The sequence below is a fragment of the Altibacter sp. HG106 genome (assembly GCF_028561755.1).
Classification (GTDB): domain Bacteria; phylum Bacteroidota; class Bacteroidia; order Flavobacteriales; family Flavobacteriaceae; genus DFVG01.
In genome coordinates, this window is record NZ_JAQQTD010000004.1 from 130397 (window position 1) to 148487 (window position 18091).

16 protein-coding genes are annotated in these 18091 nt (G+C 45.1%); 9 read left to right on the plus strand and 7 right to left on the minus strand.

Annotated features, from left to right (window positions below; genetic code table 11):
• Positions 1-25: 25 nt before the first annotated feature.
• Genes PO830_RS07915 through PO830_RS07930 form a run of 4 tightly spaced genes read left to right on the plus strand, consistent with a single transcriptional unit; the run spans position 26 to position 4428 of the window.
• Entirely contained in the window at positions 26-1042 is a 1017-nt protein-coding gene (locus tag PO830_RS07915; RefSeq protein WP_272853008.1) for a sugar nucleotidyltransferase, read from the plus strand.
• Between the two features lie 22 nt (positions 1043-1064).
• Positions 1065-2423, plus strand: coding sequence for a tetratricopeptide repeat protein (locus tag PO830_RS07920; RefSeq protein ID WP_272853009.1), 1359 nt, complete (start codon positions 1065-1067; stop codon positions 2421-2423).
• Positions 2420-3193 carry a DUF4292 domain-containing protein gene (locus PO830_RS07925; protein WP_272853010.1) on the plus strand — a complete coding sequence of 258 codons (774 nt, stop codon included), beginning with the start codon at positions 2420-2422 and terminating at the stop codon, positions 3191-3193. The genes PO830_RS07920 and PO830_RS07925 overlap by 4 nt, the downstream gene beginning before the upstream one ends.
• Complete coding sequence (locus PO830_RS07930; RefSeq protein ID WP_272853011.1) at positions 3193-4428, plus strand: murein hydrolase activator EnvC family protein; 1236 nt, start codon at positions 3193-3195, stop codon at positions 4426-4428. The genes PO830_RS07925 and PO830_RS07930 overlap by 1 nt, the downstream gene beginning before the upstream one ends.
• 50 nt (positions 4429-4478) lie before the next feature.
• Here the strand turns inward: PO830_RS07930 and PO830_RS07935 are convergent, their stop codons facing one another.
• The 3 genes from PO830_RS07935 to PO830_RS07945 form a co-directional block, all read right to left on the minus strand.
• Positions 4479-7175: a S8 family serine peptidase gene (locus PO830_RS07935; RefSeq protein WP_272853012.1), complete on the minus strand. Its 2697-nt coding sequence runs from the start codon at positions 7173-7175 to the stop codon at positions 4479-4481.
• 122 nt (positions 7176-7297) lie between these two features.
• The gene (locus PO830_RS07940) at positions 7298-7807 is read right to left on the minus strand and encodes an acyl-CoA thioesterase (RefSeq protein ID WP_272853013.1); all 510 of its coding nucleotides are present in this window, start codon (positions 7805-7807) and stop codon (positions 7298-7300) included.
• Between the two features lie 62 nt (positions 7808-7869).
• Complete coding sequence (locus tag PO830_RS07945) at positions 7870-8805, minus strand: SPOR domain-containing protein (RefSeq protein WP_272853014.1); 936 nt, start codon at positions 8803-8805, stop codon at positions 7870-7872.
• 78 nt (positions 8806-8883) lie between these two features.
• Between PO830_RS07945 and dprA the strand changes: the two genes are divergently transcribed.
• Complete coding sequence (gene dprA / locus PO830_RS07950; protein WP_336375867.1) at positions 8884-10020, plus strand: DNA-processing protein DprA; 1137 nt, start codon at positions 8884-8886, stop codon at positions 10018-10020.
• On the opposite strand, the gene trpS is transcribed toward dprA, so the two are convergent.
• Entirely contained in the window at positions 10017-10988 is a 972-nt protein-coding gene (gene trpS / locus PO830_RS07955) for a tryptophan--tRNA ligase (RefSeq protein ID WP_272853015.1), read from the minus strand. The two genes, dprA and trpS, sit on opposite strands and share 4 nt — an antisense overlap.
• A gap of 78 nt (positions 10989-11066) precedes the next feature.
• Here trpS and PO830_RS07960 point away from each other — a divergent pair, with 78 nt between their 5' ends.
• On the plus strand, positions 11067-11813 hold the full coding sequence (locus PO830_RS07960) for a lysophospholipid acyltransferase family protein (protein ID WP_272853016.1): 747 nt from the start codon (positions 11067-11069) through the stop codon (positions 11811-11813).
• 83 nt (positions 11814-11896) lie between these two features.
• Here the strand turns inward: PO830_RS07960 and PO830_RS07965 are convergent, their stop codons facing one another.
• The 3 genes from PO830_RS07965 to recA all read right to left on the minus strand — a co-directional run bounded on the left by PO830_RS07965 (position 11897) and on the right by recA (position 15149).
• Positions 11897-13447, minus strand: coding sequence for an outer membrane beta-barrel protein (locus PO830_RS07965; protein WP_272853017.1), 1551 nt, complete (start codon positions 13445-13447; stop codon positions 11897-11899).
• 27 nt (positions 13448-13474) lie between these two features.
• On the minus strand, positions 13475-14011 hold the full coding sequence (locus PO830_RS07970) for an RNA polymerase sigma factor (protein ID WP_272853018.1): 537 nt from the start codon (positions 14009-14011) through the stop codon (positions 13475-13477).
• Between the two features lie 130 nt (positions 14012-14141).
• Entirely contained in the window at positions 14142-15149 is a 1008-nt protein-coding gene (gene recA / locus PO830_RS07975) for a recombinase RecA (protein ID WP_272853019.1), read from the minus strand.
• A 162-nt stretch (positions 15150-15311) separates the two neighbouring features.
• Here recA and trhO point away from each other — a divergent pair, with 162 nt between their 5' ends.
• The 3 genes from trhO to PO830_RS07990 all read left to right on the plus strand — a co-directional run bounded on the left by trhO (position 15312) and on the right by PO830_RS07990 (position 18084).
• On the plus strand, positions 15312-16343 hold the full coding sequence (gene trhO / locus PO830_RS07980; protein WP_272853020.1) for an oxygen-dependent tRNA uridine(34) hydroxylase TrhO: 1032 nt from the start codon (positions 15312-15314) through the stop codon (positions 16341-16343).
• A 90-nt stretch (positions 16344-16433) separates the two neighbouring features.
• Positions 16434-17606: a PSP1 domain-containing protein gene (locus PO830_RS07985; protein ID WP_272853021.1), complete on the plus strand. Its 1173-nt coding sequence runs from the start codon at positions 16434-16436 to the stop codon at positions 17604-17606.
• The gene (locus tag PO830_RS07990; protein WP_272853022.1) at positions 17599-18084 is read left to right on the plus strand and encodes a gliding motility lipoprotein GldH; all 486 of its coding nucleotides are present in this window, start codon (positions 17599-17601) and stop codon (positions 18082-18084) included. Before PO830_RS07985 ends, PO830_RS07990 begins: the two co-directional genes overlap by 8 nt.
• Positions 18085-18091 lie beyond the last annotated feature (7 nt).

Here is an 18091-nt window from a genome sequence, read left to right on the forward strand (position 1 = left end):
TGAACAACCTAACGACTATGTAATTATGAAAATTATTGTCCCAATGGCCGGACGAGGATCCCGCCTGCGCCCCCATACCTTAACCGTCCCCAAACCACTTATTCCCGTGGCGGGAAAACCGATCGTGCACCGTTTAGTAGAAGATATTGCAGGTATTCTGAACGACCCAGTTGAAGAGGTCGCGTTTATTCTGGGAGATCCTGCCTTTTTTGGAGCCGACGTTGAAGCTGATCTGAAGGCACTTGCAAAAAGCCTGGGCGCTAAAGCAAGCATATACCGACAGCTAGACCCGAAGGGTACGGGGCACGCCATTATGTGTGCCGAAGCCTCGCTGTCTGGACCGGCTGTCGTTGCCTATGCCGACACCCTTATTCGAGCAGATTTTAACCTGGATAAGGATGCCGATAGTGTGATTTGGACTAAAAAAGTTGAAAATCCTTCGGCGTATGGAGTGGTCAAGTTGAACGATCAAGATGAAATTGTTGAATTAGTAGAAAAGCCCGAAACCTTCGTTAGTGATCAGGCGGTCATCGGAATCTACTACTTTAAAGATATTGGTGTTCTCAAGCAAGAGCTTCAGTACGTGCTTGACCACGATATTATTCACGGAGGGGAGTACCAGATTAATGATGGCATCAAACGCATGATGGCTTCGGGGAAAGTCTTCAGAACCGGAACGGTAGATGAATGGATGGACTGCGGAAACAAAGAGGTTACCGTTGAAACCAATCGGAAAATGCTCGACTTCCTGCAAGAAGATGGAAAAGCATATGTTTCCGAAGAAATCACCTTAGAAAACAGTACCATTATACCTCCTTGCTGTATTGCCGCGGGTGTGGTGTTGAAGAACAGTACTATTGGCCCCCACGTTTCTATAGGAAAAGGCACTATTATTGAGGATAGTCACGTTAGTAATAGTATCATTCAACAGGAGGCAACCCTTAAAAAAGCGACCCTGGCGAATGCCATGATTGGAAATTACGCTACCTTTCATGGAGACTTTACCAATGTGAGTATTGGGGATTATTCAAAACTCGTTTAAGGAGTGCCGAAAGCGAAACCACATGCAAAAAAGTAAGATCATAGGAATGTTTTTTTTCGTTTTGGGAATGGCCGTTGCGCTCGCCCAGGAGGAACCTGTAACCGATGATCTTGGAAATGTTTCTGATGCGTTTCAAGAAAACTTCTTTGAAGCGTTAAAGCAAAAAGGCATTGAAAATTACGACTTGGCATTAGACGCTCTTGACAAGGCAGCGCGTGCCGCAAAGGGCGATCCAGAGCAACTGAGTATAGTTTCCTTTGAACGCGGAAAGAATTATCAGGCGCTCAACCAACTTGAAGATGCCGAGCAAAGCTATAAGGAGGTGCTTGTCCAAAAAGGGACGCATCTGGACGTCCTGGAAGCCCTCTACGATGTATACTTTTTACAACGCGACTACAACGCCGCCATCCCGCTGGTCAAAAAACTCATTGTATTTGACGAAGATTACAAAGCAGATCTGGCCAATTTGTACGTGGCCACTCAGCAATTTGAAGCCGCTCTGACGTTGTTGGACGAATTAGATGACGCCTGGGGCCCTGATTCCGATAGAGACACGCTTCGAAGAAGAATTTATCAGGCTACCGGAGATACCGAGGGAGCCATTTCGAACGTCCAGGACAAGCTTAATGACAACCCTGAAAATGAGCAGGAATACCTCAATTTGATTTTTCTGTACAGTAAGGAAGGAAATACGGAAAAGGCTTTTGAAACGGCTAAAAAACTTATTGAGATCAATCCGAAAGCGGAAGTGGCGCATCTGGCGCTCTATAAATTCTATTTAGATAAAAATCAGACAGAAGAAGCACTGCGATCCATGGAGATTGTGTTTGCTTCCGAAGCCATTGAAAATGAAGAAAAATATAAGGTTCTGGGAGATTTCATTCAGTATGTGGATGCCCATCCCTCTTTCGAACCTCAGCTTACGGAAGTCGTAGCCGCCTTCAGTGAGCAGGCATCTGGAGCTATTTACGAACAATTAGGGCAATTTTTTCTTTCTAAAAAACAATCCAAAAAAGCCCTACTGTTCTTTCAGAAAGGCTTAGAAAAGGAACCCGATAACTATACGCTATTAAAAAATACAATTTTACTGCAGATCAATGGCGAGGCTTATGAAGAAGCGGCTCAGCTTAGCGACGAAGGGTTGGCCTTGTACCCGGCGCAACCCTTATTGTATTTATTGCGAGGGGTGGCCGCTATCGGACAAACCGATGCTGCAACTGCCATAGAGCAGCTCGAAATGGGACTGGACTTCCTGTTAGACGATCCCGATATGGAACGTGATTTCTACCTGCAACTATCAAAAGCGCATCAGTTGCAAGGCAACACCAAGGAAGCCGATACCTACAAACAAAAAGCACAGCAATTAAAAACGAGTCAATGACACACCGAATTTTATCGCTTTTACTGGTCTTAAGTACCCTTGTCGTCACTTCCTGCGGCGGCACTAAAAAAACGCTCGGAGCCCTACCTAATTTATCGTCCAAAGAGATCATCTCAAAACACCAACAAACAGCCCCTCAGTTTAACACCTTGGCGGCCCGTGTGCAGGTGGTGTACGAAGACGAAAAGAAACTGCAAAGTATGACCGTAAGCCTTCGTATGGAGAAAGACAAGCAAATTTGGGTAAAAGCTTCCTTATTAGGCATTACGCTTGCTAAAGTGTATATCACTCCGTCACGCGTGAGCTATTATGAAACGGTGGGCGATACCTATTTTGATGGAGACTTTAGCCTGTTGAGTGAATGGCTGGGAGCTGAAATTGATTTCGAAAGAGCACAAGCCATCCTATTGGGACAGTCCCTATTCGATCTCAACGACACGGCCTATGAGGTAAGCGGACTTCAGAACTTGTATCGCTTGCAACCGAAGCGTCAAGAACAAAACTTTATTTACTCCCTTTTGATCGATCCAAATCATTTTCGAGTTAGTGGAGAAACGCTATCGCAGCCTAACGACAACCGACTTCTAGATGTGCGCTATGAAGACTACCAGTTGGTTTCATCCCAACACTTTCCTTCGGCCATAAAAATTTTAGCTTCGGAAAACAATACCAAAACCAGCATCGATGTTACATATAGGAAAATAGATCTTGACGCGAATGTGAGCTTTCCTTTCGACATTCCTGAAGGATACGAAGAAATCAAGTTGTAATGCAGTTGTCTCGAACATTCATCTTATTGCTATTCTGTCTGCTGGTACAAAGCAGTTGGTCGCAGTCTAAGAAACAGCAAGAACTGGAAGCCCAACGGCAGGCTGTATTGGAAGAGATCCGTCAAATCAATTCCCTCCTATTCAAAACGCGGGGTGAAAAAAAATCGGTGTTATCGGAAGTAGAAGACCTCGATCAGCGCATATCGGCCACCGAAAATCTAATTCGAATCACCAACCGACAAGCCAACTTATTGAGTCGGGAGATTAATGATAATATAGAGAAGGTTGCTTCCTTACGAGAAGAACTCGAGGTACTTAAGGAAGATTACGCAGGAATGATCCAGCGTTCCTATAAAAGTAAGTCGCAGCAAAGCAGGATCATGTTCTTATTGTCTTCGGAAAGTTTTCTGCAAGCCTACAAGCGATTGCAATACATGAAGCAATACACAAAACACCGAAAGGAGCAGGGCGAGAACATTCAGAAGAAAACCGAAGAAGTCCAAGAACTCAACAAACAACTCATTCAGCAGAAAAAAGATAAAGATCAGTTGGTGGCTGCCAACAGGGAAACACAGAAACAATTGGCGCAAGAGAAAGCCCAACAACAATCCTTGATCGCCTCCTTAAAACAGGACGAAGGAAAATTTGCGGCTCAGATTCGATCTAAGCAACAGGAGGCAGACCGCCTAGATCGTGAGATTGAAGCCATTATTCGTGCGGCCATTGCGGCTTCCAACAAGGCCTCAGGGAACGAGGCTTCGGCCAATCCCAGAGAAAAGGCGGAAGTGTTCGCGCTCACGGCAGAAGCCAAAGCGTTAGCGGCAAATTTTACCAGTAATAAAGGGAGTTTGCCGTGGCCAGTAGAAAAAGGCGTCGTTGTACGTGCTTACGGAAACAAACAGCATCCACAATTGCCGAATGTCACCACCTTTAGCAGTGGGGTAGAGATTGCTACAGAAAGCGGGACAAAGGCACGTGCCGTCTTCGACGGAGAGGTTTTTCAGATTCAACAATTAAAGGGAGCGAATAAAGCGGTGTACATTCGGCACGGTAGTTACATAACCATCTACAACAATCTGGCCTCTGTTTCGGTTACCAAGGGTCAGAAGGTAACCACCAAACAAGAAATAGGCACCATTTTCACAAACCCGTTGAGCAGCAAGACAATCCTCAAATTCTTAGTGTATCAAAATAGCACACGAATGAATCCGGCGGATTGGATTTATAAGATGTAAAAAAAGCCCTTCCAAACCGGAAGGGCTTTTTTTTCACACTGAAAACTTACTTAGTGCACCAATAGCTTTTTGGTAATGGTTCTCTCTCCTGAAGTAATTGTCAAGAAATAAAGTCCCGTAGGATACTTTTCTACCGGAATGACCGTCGTGGCACCGCTTCCGTGGAATGTATCCAATTGTTGTCCCACACTATTTCGAAGTGAAATTTGAAGGTCTCCAGAACCCGCGTTCAGCATTTGAACAAACACTTCCTGTGATGCGGGATTAGGGTATACCGCGATTTGATCTGCACTAAACTCTTCTGTAGAAAGTAGCGCGCAATCAAATTCGCCCCCCGGATATTGGATAGCATTGGTACGTTGACCAACCCAACCCTCTGTATCATTACGTGCGGCAATGGCATACCAGAATGGCTCACTGGAATCTCCAAGCGGTACAATGAGTTGGTTGGTGGTACTGTTGCCAACTAACTCCATATAGCTGTCTCCAAGAATATAAACGTCATAACTTTCAGCACCTCCTACGGGTGTCCATTCAAACCCAACAGCTTCAGGACAACGTCCATAGACGCTCAATCCACTGGTTAGGGGAGCGACAGAGAAGGATGCATCACTAACGTCTTCGAAGGAACCACTGCTAACACGCACTAATCCCGTAGTGTTGGATAGGCTAATCGGTAGGTTCCACTCAATATTGGTAGCATCACTAGGAGCAGTTCCAATTAAATTCCAGGAACTTCCGTTATCGGTTGAATATTCTACCGTGAAAGATTCGGTAGTATTGATCGCATCCCAGTGAATGGTGGCAGTCTGACTTTTAATTAGTTTTTCACCGCCATTAGGATAGGTTACCGTAAGGTTCTCGTTGATAATTTCATATACCACAAAGTACTCTTGCGGACCAACAGGAACATTGAATCCAGTAATTTGGATATCGTAGTCACCGGCTTCCGGAGCATTAATTAATACCTGCTCCATATTGTTTAGTCGGTCTATACCGTTGGTAGCAGGGAGGTCTAACGCACTTGGGTCGGGTGTAGAATCTAAGATCCAAGGCCGATATTCATTGCTGCTTGGGTCGGTTACTAACATATCAAGGTCGTTGACCAAGGCCGGATTGGCCCCCGGAGAGCCTGGCTCGTCTGTCCAGTACACCATAACACGCATTTGCACTGTTCCTGAAGGGACGGTAATGGTATGTGTGTTAGAAGTACCTTGTGTGATGTCGTCTGTTAAAAAACGATTGTCTTCAATGAGTTTTCCGGCGCGAAGCCCGTTTACGATCCCCCATCCAAATTTGAAATCAGGTCCAACGTTTCCGTAGTCGTTGGCAGTATTCAAGAGGGCCGCTTTGATGAGTCCAGAAGGAGGCAATGTACCGTTAATCTCTTCGTACATTTGGTACAATTGTGCAGATACTCCTGCAATACCGGGCGATGCTCCCGATGTACCTCCAAAAGATAAATATCCGTTATTTGGAGCGGTTGAAATTTGATTTTGCCCATTTGCGGCAATGTCTGGCTTGATGCGTCCATCGGTGGCAGGTCCACGGCTACTGGAACTCACTAAGGAACCATCAAAAAATACATTTGCGGTGGCAATACAGTTTTTACCTTGCTTGTGGCCTCCCGTAATATTTCCCCATTGGGAACCGGCACCGTAACCACAGTTATTACCATTAGAATTACCACAAGAAAATACGTGCATTACGGAAGTATTGTCATGGATTTGTGTATCTACCGTTCTCGCAATAGAAGTGTACCCATCATTACAACCGTTTCCGTAGGACGAATTGGTAATTTGAACATCGCCATTGTTTATCAAGGTTGTGGTATTTCCGTCGAGGAAATTAGAAACATAGTTCACGATAAAAACATCTGTTCCTGCGGCCATACCACGGTTATTTGGGTCTAAATTTCCGGCACCGGCCAGGATTCCAGCGACACCGTCGCCATGGGTACCTGAAGCATCGGTAGTAAGATTGGTGATTCTTCCTTCAAAATCGATATGAGGTCCAACAATACCATCATCGCGAACTAAGACCCCTACTCCCACACCGGTATAATTTCTACCTGCAGTGGTTTGCGTATCCAGACTACTTGAGCGGTGTAGTGATTTTCCACGCGTATCTTCTTTGATGTCTGGGCCAACTATGGTTTCTACCCACTTGATATAAGGCAGTTTTGCCAGTTCAGTAACTTTTTCTACCGGTAAGGCAGCGTCGATAATGTTGGAGTCGTTATACTGACTTCTCACCTGTACCTGTAAAGACGATAAAGCGTTTAGTACTGCTTGCTTCGACACGAAATCGTAATGCTGTAGGGTAACAATAACATTACCATTTTCCCAGGCGTGATCCTGAATTGCACCTGTACGTAGGGGTGCCGCGATTTTAAAACGGGCTTCTACCGGCACAATACTTCGTACACCTTGATCTTTTAAATAAGCTACGGAAGTACTGGAAGGGAAGAAGAATAGATAAGTACGGTGCGGAATGTATTCGATCAATTTCAAATTGAGCGCTTTAAATTCATTCTGAATGGTTTGCGTAGGCGTTTCATAGAATTGCACCCATCCTACGTATCCACCGTTCACTTTTGCTTCCTGAGGCATTTGGCTCCAGTTGAAGGTTTCAATATTTTCAGGCATCACAATGGTTTCATCCTGAAATGTAATGGTGTAGGGGTTTTGACCGAAAGCAAATGTCATTACTAACGATAGCACCCACAAAAGGGTAATTTTTTTCATGAGAAAAGAAAGTTTATGAAAAAGGTTAAAATTTTCTAAATACTCTCAAATATAAGTGATGCTTTAGAAAAACGGCAGGAAATATCGTTAAAATGCTCGAGCAGCGCTAGGAGCTTCAAATCTTAAGAAAACAACGCTTTTAATTCACTGGCTTCTTCAGGCTTCATTTTGCCGGCCAATACCAAACTTAATTGTCGTCTTCGCAAGGCAGCATCGTAACGCTCCTGCTCGATTTTTGTTTCTGGGAGTAGTTCGGGTACGGGCACAGGGCTTCCCATTTCGTCCACCGCAACAAAGGTGTAAATGGCTTCGTTCGCCTTACTACGCAAACCGCTTTCACGATCCTCGATCCAAACATCCATATATACTTCCATAGAGCTTTTAAAGGCGCGCGAAACCTGTGCTTCCACCGTTACGACACTTCCCAGCGGAATCATTTTATTAAAGGCTACGTGATTTACAGAAGCGGTGACCACAATCCTTCTACTATGACGTCGGGCAGCAATACTGGCTGCGCGGTCCATTCGCGCGAGCAATTCGCCTCCAAACATATTACCTATCGGGTTTGTTTCACTTGGAAGTACAAGGTCTGTAATGACTGTGCGTGATTCCTGTGCCGTTTTTGGTTCCATGACATGAAATTTCTGGCAAAGATACCCAATTCTATAGTGTGATTATGCAGGAATCAGTAGAACTATTTCGAAAGATTCTGCACCAAAAGCCAGGCATCTTTGTTCTGAGAATTTTTAATATTCCGAAGGGATTGAAGTGCCTCCAGGCGATTTTCATAGCTAGCGTAAACCACTTGATGAAGTCCGTACCGATTACGCCCAATTTGGCGTGCGGAAAACCCTTGGTCCACCAATTGCTGAACTTTCTTAGCAGCATTAGCTTCAATACGAAAGGCGCCGGCAATGATGTGATATTTACCCGTGTTTTTTCGAACCGTAACATTCAAGGCAGGGAGCGATGGTGTTACGAGGAAGGTCGCTTCTTGAATATCGTTATTGAGTAAGGAGTCGGCCCGTTGTTTTTCGGCAAAATTGTGTTCTTGAACGTCTTTCTCATACCACTTCATGCCTCCCCAACCACTTAACATGAGGGCGACGAGACCCACTGCGGCGTATTTGAGATAGGGCGTTTTAGAGGAGGAAGTTTCCGAAGCCAAGTTATGAACGGTAGCCCGTTGGGACGAGGCCTCCACTTCGGTTCGTTGAACTTCTGAAGCGACTACCGAAGATAGACCGAAAGCGGCTGTGTTGAAATTTTGTTGTCGATCGGGGTCAAATTGTAGGGTTCGCTCCGCACTCATGGTGAAGCTTCCGATGCCCTCCAAGAGAACCGTTTCACCTTCGGAAAGTTGAAGCGATAGCGTCCCGGTTAATGATCGGATTTGTGACAACGCTACTTCATACGAGATCGATTCTACCGAAGCCACATAATGCGCTAATAAACCGTCATTGGTTTGCAATTGTCTATTAAATGATAGCGTCTTGGATGGGGGAAAAAAGGTGTGATTGCTGGCATCCCAATGTGCCGATTTGTGTTGTGCGATGAAGGCTCCAAAGCCTGGGATAATCACACATTCATATCGGTAAAGCAGATCTTTTATGTAGGTCGCCAACTGCATAAAGCAAACATAATTTTTTTTTTAGAGTTCTCAGGAGGCTTCTGAAGATAATTATTAACAACCTAAAATTGATTATTTTTGAAAACTCCCCTACAGCATTTTGTCCGTATGCTTTCTGAATCTGAACTGTTGTATGCGCTTGCGTTGCAAAGGGTTCCTAATCTTGGCGATACTTCCGCCAAAAAATTACTCCGTACGTTTGGCTCTTCCGAAGCCATCTTTAAGAGCAAAAGAGAAGCGTTGTTAAAGATTGAAGGAATAGGCCCCCATCGATTGAAGGGCCTGCAAAGCTCAAAGCTATTGCACGCTGCCGAGCGGGAAATCAAGTACCTACAGCGTAACAGAATTCAAGCGTTTTATTTTCTTGATTCCGAGTATCCTGAAAATTTACGGCACTGTCCCGACGGACCGCTACTCCTTTTTTCTAAAGGTACCATACAATGGAACACCAGTCGTATCCTTAGTATTGTTGGCACCCGACAAGCAACCCAGCACGGTAAAGAATTTTGCCAGCATCTCATCGAAGCGTTGAGTCCGCTGCAACCCATTATTGTCTCGGGGTTCGCCTATGGGATCGACATTATCGCACATCGCGCTGCGATGGATGCCGGGTTGCAAACGGTAGCCTGTTTAGCACACGGATTTGAACAATGGTACCCCAAACCGCATCAGAAATATGTAACCCCCTTGTGTGAAAACGGAGGGTTTCTTACCGAATTCTGGAGCGACGCTCCCTTCGAGCGCACCAATTTTCTTAGAAGAAACAGAATCATCGCAGGCATTAGCGAAGCTACTATCGTAATTGAATCTGCTGAAAAGGGAGGGAGTTTGGTAACGGCCGATATTGCGCATTCTTACGGCCGCGAGCTGTTTGCCGTTCCGGGTCGGGTGAACGATTCTCAAAGCGTTGGTTGCCATCAATTAATTAAGCGGCAATATGCCCACATGCTCACACAGCCAGCCGATGTGCCTTATGTTCTGCAATGGGATGTACAACGCACGGCGCCAAAGCAACATCAAACCTCACTTTTTGTGTCGTTAACGGCAGATGAAGAAACTATTTATTCTTTTTTGTCAGCCTCTGGACGCTTGCCGCTGGATGAGATTGCGTTAGGGTGTAAGGTGGCTACCTCCAAAACGGCCACGCTGCTACTGCAGCTCGAATTAAAAGGGAAGGTGCGTCCGCTCCCCGGGAAATGCTATGAGGCCTGCTAATACCCCAGTGGAGTCCGTGTGCGTGCCAAGACCGATGCTGCTATGGAACGCGCTTTAACAGCGCCTTGTTCGAGGGCGTCATCAATAGCATGGAGGTTTTCCATATAGTAGTGATACTTCTCACGAGCGGTTTCAAATCGCGAAAGCAGTAATTCGTACAGCGCCTGTTTGGCGTGTCCATACCCATATCCACCTGCGGTATAGTTGGCGCGCATAGTTGTTACCGCATCCCCATCGGCCAACAGTTGATATAAGGCAAAAACATTACAGCTGTCTGGATCTTTGGGTGCCTCAAGCGGTGTGCTGTCGGTTTGTATGCTCATTACCTGTTTCCTGAGTTGTTTTTCCGGAAGAAAAATATTGATAAGATTATCCTTACTCTTGCTCATCTTGGCTCCATCGGTTCCGGGAATCAACTGTGTGTGTTCCTGCACTTTTGCTTCAGGCAACACAAAAATGTCTTGCCCTAGTTTTGCGTGGATCCGTTCTGCCACGTCGCGCGTCATTTCTAAATGCTGTAGCTGGTCTTTGCCTACGGGTACCACTTCGGCATCATACAATAAAATATCCGCAGCCATGAGCATAGGGTAGGTGAATAATCCGGCGTTCACATCCGAGAGACGATCGGCCTTATCTTTGAAGGAATGAGCCAACGTAAGTCTTTGGTACGGAAAAAAGCAGCTTAGATACCACGACAGCTCGGTGACCTGTGGCACATCACTTTGACGGTAAAAAACAGTTTTTTCAATATCCAATCCAAACGATAGCCAAGCGGCTGCCGTGCTATAGGTATTATTCCGAAGGGTGTCCCCTTCTTTAATTTGGGTAAGCGAATGCATATCGGCGATAAACAAAAACGACTCATTACTAGGATCGTTTGCCATTTCGATGGCTGGCAAAATAGCGCCTAAAATATTACCTAAGTGGGGCGTTCCTGTGCTCTGTATACCGGTTAAAATTCTTGCCATGATAGGATTTTCATTCAGATGTACGCAAAGGTACTTTTTTTAATGTATCGGTAAAATTCAAAATAGTAATTTTGGGGCGTGAAACGAGCACTGAAGAATCTCTTTATCATCGGTTACCGAATTTGGTATTACCTCCTGGTGATGCTGTCGATCTTACTATTGTTTCCGGTATTAATCATTAGTATACTGAAAGCTTCCTGGTATCCCCTTTTCTTCCGTGTGGCCCGTATTTGGGCGCGCATCATCTTATTTGGAATGGGATTTATTCCGAAGGTGAAACGTTCCGAAGAAATGGCCAAAGGGCGCAGTGTGCTATACGTCGCCAATCATACCTCCATGACCGACATCATGCTAATGCTCCACGTAACCAACAATCCTTTTGTCTTTGTGGGCAAGGCCGAGTTGGCCAAAATTCCCTTATTCGGATTCTTCTATAAGCGCACCTGCATTCTTGTAGATCGGGGGAACGCTCGGAGTAGGCATAACGTATTTCTAGAATCACAAAAGCGATTGCAACGCGGACTCAGCGTGTGTATTTTTCCGGAAGGAGGCGTGCCCGACGATGAGTTGGTGGTGCTCGACACCTTTAAGGATGGAGCGTTTCGGTTGGCCATTGAACATCAAATCCCTATTGTGCCCATGACCTTCCACGATAATAAAAGGCGTTTTCCCTATAGCTTTTTTAAGGGAGGTCCTGGCCGTATGCGCGCTGTAGTGCACAAAACAGTAGCCACGCAAGGTTTGCAAATGGAAGATAAAAGAGCCTTAAAAGACCAGGTGCGCGACACGATTTGGAAGGAACTGCAGCACCCTAGCATTCCATAAAAAAGCCGTCCTATGGCGGAGAACGGCTTTTTTGTCATCATTGTTTGGTGGGTTACCCCAACCTAACCAACTAAAAAACTAACCTAAAACTTAAAACTCAACCCACTATAAACGCCGAAATAGTACGGTCTAAAACCGACAGACGAATCTGTATACGGGTTAAGTTGATATTTAAACATAGGTTCTATATTAAACTTTAAGCGTTTACTAAATTTATAGTCGAGTCCGAACCCAACATTGGTACTAAAACTTACATCATTGAGATTGTTTGCTTCGCCCAGTGTACTTCTAAAGGCCCCATCTTGAACGCGCACTTCATTATTTCCGAGAAAGAGGGTGCTCACACCACCAATCATGTTGATGCCGAAACGTTTGTTCAACAAGGCGTATTTCAACTCCAATGGAACTTCGAAGTAGGACAGGCGTTGTTGTATCTCTGCATTTCCACCGGTATTTTTTGGGGTAATATTTTCAAGGCCACTGCCAGGAATAGGAGGGTTATCGCTTAGCGTTCCTTGATCCAGAACGGTGAGTACGGTACCGCCACTGTTGTAATCAATGCTTCGTAGCGCACTGGAAACTGGGCCAGAGGCAATCTCCACACCTTGCGTGGAATACCCTAGATTTACATTATTCACTCCCGAGCGGATACTCCAACGATCGTTGAGGTTATAACTTACTTGAATTCCGTAGCTTACGTTGACATCGCCCGATTGTTGATTGTCGGCGAAAGTAGGATCTATCGAAGACCCCTCTCCCAAACTGCTGTAATAAACAGGACCCACGTTGGGCGTCACTTCCCAGGAGCGATTTGGTGTTTCCTTGGTGTTGGCGAGCGCTTCCTCAGTTTCCTTTTGTTTCTCAATCTCCTCTAAGAGTGATTTTTTGTTAGAAGGCATGGTTTCTTCAGATGCGTCGTTAGCGTCGTTGACCTTCTGGTTGCTCTCTTTGGAAGCGATACCCGTCTCCGAAACTTTCACAGGACCTTCAATGATTTCGTTGGATTTTTCGGTATTCTTTAAGATTTCTTCGGAAGTATTCTTGTAGGTTTCTTTACTATTTTCTGAAGAATTCGGTGTTTCCGCAGCGATCACGGTTTGTGTTCCCCCTCCATTTGTATTCGATGGAATGATTTTTTCGGAAGCAGGCTGCTGAAGCGTTTTCTTCTGTGGTGTTTTGGACGTATTGTCACTGGTATCCTCATTGATGACGGTTGTTTCCTCGGAAGCGATGGTCGTGTTCCGGTTGCGCGTCGAAACGCTTTTGCGTGTTTTTTCTCGAATGATGTCTAAGGAGTTTTCGTTTTCTTCTGCGTCGTCAGAAACTACTTGAACCGCATCTTTCGTCACATTATCCGGGCTCTCATCTGGGGGTGTATCCGCCGAAGTTTCTGTTTCCACAAACGTATCAGAAGGTGCTGTGGAAGGGGTGAAGATCCAATTTCCTACGGCAAATAATAACGCAATCAGTGCTGCGATACCTGCCGCACGCCACCATAGTGGAATGATCTTGCGATCGTCCTTTTCTCTCTTCAATTTTGCTTGAATATGGTCCCAGGCCTCTGGAGGCGGACTCGCTTGAAAACCTTCAAACCGCTCTTGAAATAAGGAATCTATGTCTTTCTTTTCTTTCATGCTGCTTCGGCAGATTCACTATAGATGTCATGCGCTATTAGCGCTTTCATATTGTTCAATTTTCTCTTTCAGAATGTGTCGCGCGCGTGCGAGATTCGATTTAGACGTGCCGTCGCTAATACCTAACATCTCACCCACTTCTTTGTGCGAATATCCATCCAACACATAGAGGTTGAAGACGAGGCGATATCGATCTGGCAACTCCTGTATGATTTTCAGAAGAAAATCCAAGGGAACCGAATCGGTAGCCACCGCAACAGGAGCCTCCTGTTCAAGTTGCTGCTCATCTTTAATATCGTACAGCTTCTTTTTGCGGTATTTTTGCAGTACCGTATTTACGGTAACGCGTTTCATCCATCCTTCGAAAGAACCTTTTCCTTTAAATTGCTCGATACGTTTGTAAATAGTAATGAATGCGTCCTGCAAATTGTCTTGTGCCTCTTCGTAATTGGGAGAGTATTTCAAACAAATTGCAAATAGAATGCTGGAATATCGCCTGTAGAGCAGTTCCTGTGCTTTGGCATCCTCCTTTTTACATTGTATGATGAGCGTCTCTAAAGTCAAATAAAGTACTTGATTAACTACAAAAGCAATGCTACAAACCCTTCAGGCCTGGTGGCAACCTCATTAGTACCAAGTCCTCTACACCCAGTAGATGCCATTATTTCAAAAGGGTTGCGTTTCGCACCAACTTTTATTCCTTCAGGGCTGCAATGGCCTCTTTTATTTTTTGTTCCAGTTCTTCCATCAGTTCTGGATTGTCTAATAACAAGGTTTTGACGGCATCACGACCTTGCCCTAATTTGGTGTCGTCGTAACTGTACCAGGATCCACTTTTCTTGATAATTTCAAAATCAACCCCAAGGTCAATGACTTCTCCCACTTTAGAGATACCTTCGCCATACATGATGTCGAACTCAGCGGTTTTGAAGGGAGGCGCCACCTTGTTTTTGATGATCTTTACCCGCGTTTTATTTCCTTGTACTTCACTGTTACTGTCTTTTATTTGCGTCGAACGACGAATATCCAGTCGAACAGAGGCGTAAAACTTTAACGCGTTTCCTCCGGTAGTGGTTTCAGGATTTCCGAACATGACCCCAATCTTCTCTCGAAGCTGGTTAATGAACACCACTGTACACTTGGTTTTGCTGATAGATCCTGTGAGTTTCCGAAGGGCTTGGGACATCAATCGGGCGTGCAGTCCCATTTTGCTATCCCCCATTTCGCCTTCAATTTCGCTCTTTGGTGTTAAGGCCGCTACCGAGTCTACAATGATAATATCGATAGCTCCGCTACGGATTAAATTATCAGCAATTTCAAGAGCCTGCTCTCCATTGTCGGGTTGCGAAATAATGAGATTCTCAATATCTACTCCTAATTTTTCCGCGTAATACCGATCGAATGCGTGCTCGGCATCAATAAAGGCAGCGATGCCACCCTTCTTCTGAGCTTCCGCGATAGCGTGTAAGGTAAGAGTTGTTTTCCCGGAAGATTCCGGACCGTAAATTTCAACCACACGGCCTCTGGGATATCCGCCAACGCCTAACGCGATGTCGAGTCCGAGAGAGCCCGTGGGAATGACTTCCACTTCTTCTACGGCCGAGTCTCCCATCTTCATGACAGTGCCCTTTCCGTAGGTTTTATCTAGTTTGTCTAAGGTAAGTTTTAATGCTTTTAACTTCGCTTCTTTTTCTTTACTCATGTCTGTTGATTCCTTTATTGGGGAGTGAGTAGGCTAAGGTACTATTTCTTTGTTCTTGGCGCAACGAGAAAACGTGCTTGTTCCGAATTTTTGTTAACAGTTTAGAATACCGTACTTTTGCCCAAAATAACTAGAGTTTTTCTCACTTAAATCGCGTATAGCATGCAACTGTACAACAAAATGAGTGCGAAGGAACGAGCGGCCATGCTCGAAGAGGCCGGTGAAGACCGTCTTACCCTTTCCTTCTATCAGTATGCCCATATCGGGAACCCCGAACTTTTTAGAAACCATTTATTTGTGGCCTGGAATGCCTTGGAGGTGTTAGGCCGAATTTATGTTGCCCACGAAGGGATCAACGCCCAATTATCTGTGCCTGCTCATCACTTTGAAGCGTTTAAAGATTTTTTAGACGGAATTTATTTTCTGAAAGATGTGCGGTTGAATATTGCCGTAGAACACGACCTCAAGTCATTCTTGAAACTGAAGGTGAAAGTGCGAAAGAAAATTGTAGCCGACGGCCTTAATGACGCCACCTTTGATGTGACGAATAAAGGCGTACATGTAGACGCGTTGCGTTTTAACGAACTCTTGGAAGACCCTAACACCGTTTGTGTTGATATGCGAAACCATTACGAGAGTGAAATCGGGCACTTTAAAGGGGCTGTAACCCCCGATGTGGACACCTTCCGGGATTCCTTGCCCATTATTGAAAACGATCTTCAAGAACACAAAGAAGACAAAAACCTATTGATGTATTGTACGGGAGGTATTCGCTGCGAAAAGGCCAGTGCCTATTACAAGCACAAGGGCTTCAAAAATGTATTTCAGTTGGAAGGCGGTATTATAGAATACGCCCGGCAAGTGGAGCAAAAGAAGCTGGATAATAAGTTTATGGGTAAGAATTTTGTGTTTGATCACCGACGAAGCGAACGCATTAGTGATGATATCATCTCGCAATGTCATCAATGTGGTGCGCCCTGTGACACGCATATCAATTGTGCCAATGAAGCCTGTCATCTTCTTTTCATTCAGTGTGATGCCTGTGCCGAAAAAATGCAACATTGCTGCAGCGAAGAGTGTTTGGAGGTAATTCAGTTGCCGTATGAAGAACAGAAAAAATTGCGAAGCGGCTTAAAAAACAGCAACAAGATCTTCAAGAAAGGGCGTTCAGAAAAATTAAAATACAAACAGTAGGTTCCCTTATTATTGGTATCTTTACTTGATAAATTGAACGTTTAATCTTCGTCTCTTTTTCAGTAAAAAGAGCAGTATATATACTACTTTATGGGCTGTACTAGCTGTGCCACGGGTGCCAACGGACAGCCAAAAGGATGCAGGAACAATGGAGCCTGCGGTTCTGACGGCTGCAATAAACTTACGGTATTCGACTGGCTTTCAAACATGTCACTTCCCGATAATGTCACCCCTTTCAAAGGGGTAGAAGTGCGCTTTAAGAATGGGCGCAAGCATTTTTACCGAAATGCAGACGATCTCCCTTTGGCCATCGGAGACGTAGTCGCGGTGGAAACCTCTCCGGGACACGACATAGGGGTGGTGACCCTTACGGGGGAATTGGTGCGGGTTCAGATGAAGAAAAAGAAAGAAGATCTCAATTTGGAAACCCATCCAAAAATTTACCGAAAGGCCAATCAGAAGGACATTGATCTATGGAAAAAGTATCGAGAGAAGGAGCCGCTAACGCAACGACGCTCTCGCGAAATAGCCATGGCATTAAACCTTAAGATGAAGATTAGCGATGTAGAATATCAGGGCGACGGCTCGAAAGCTACCTTTTACTATACCGCCGAAGACCGTGTGGATTTCAGACAGCTCATTAAGGATTTGGCGCGTGCCTTTGGAATTCGAATTGAAATGAAGCAGGTAGGATTCCGGCAAGAAGCGGCTCGATTGGGGGGCATTGGCTCCTGTGGGCGCGAGTTGTGCTGCTCTACCTGGCTCACCGATTTTAGATCGGTTACCACCTCTTCTGCTCGTTATCAACAATTGTCCCTCAACCCACAAAAGCTAGCGGGTCAATGTGGTAAGCTGAAGTGTTGCCTAAATTACGAGTTGGATACCTATTTGGAAGCCTTGAAAGACTTTCCGAAATCTGATACCAAACTGCAAACCCAAAAAGGGGTAGCGTATTGCCAAAAGATCGATATTTTCAAAGGGCTGATGTGGTTTGCCTATGCCAATGAAGGAATGAATTGGTATCAACTTAGCACCGACAGGGTGCACGATATCATTCAAGAAAATAAAAAAGGCAACAAAGTAGCGAGTTTGGAAGAATTCGTTTTTGAAGAGAAGCCCAAAGAGAAAAATGACTTTAGTGATGCGGTAGGGCAAGACAGTTTAACCCGATTTGACACGCCTAAAAAGTCGAATCGCCGCCGTCGCAAAAAACGACGTAATAAGAACAAACAGCGAAACCGAAATTCGAAAAAGAATGCGTAAAGTGCTATTGATAGGGGTCTTTGCGGGACTGCTAACGAGTTGTGATTCGAATGTGGTGCAAAGCGATACGCAAAGTATCGCAAGCGCTGTGTGGGAGCAGCAAGACACCATTTCCTTTGCAATCCAGCCCAAAGATAGCCTACAACCCTATGATATGTTTCTTCAGGTTCGGAACACCAACGACTATCCTTTTAACAACCTTTTTCTGATTGTTTCCATGGAATTTCCTCATGGGAAAGTCGTAACCGATACGTTAGAGTATAAGATGGCGAATCCAGACGGTTCGTGGTTAGGCACGGGTTTTGGTAGCGTTAAAGAGAACAAACTTTGGTACAAGGAAGGAATTACCTTTTTTGAGGATGGGGATTACACCCTCAGGATTACCCATGCCGTTCGCAATAACGGTGAAGTAGATGGCGTTACAGCATTATCGGGCATTTCGGATGTGGGATACAGCATTGAGGCAGATTCAGAATAAACCATAC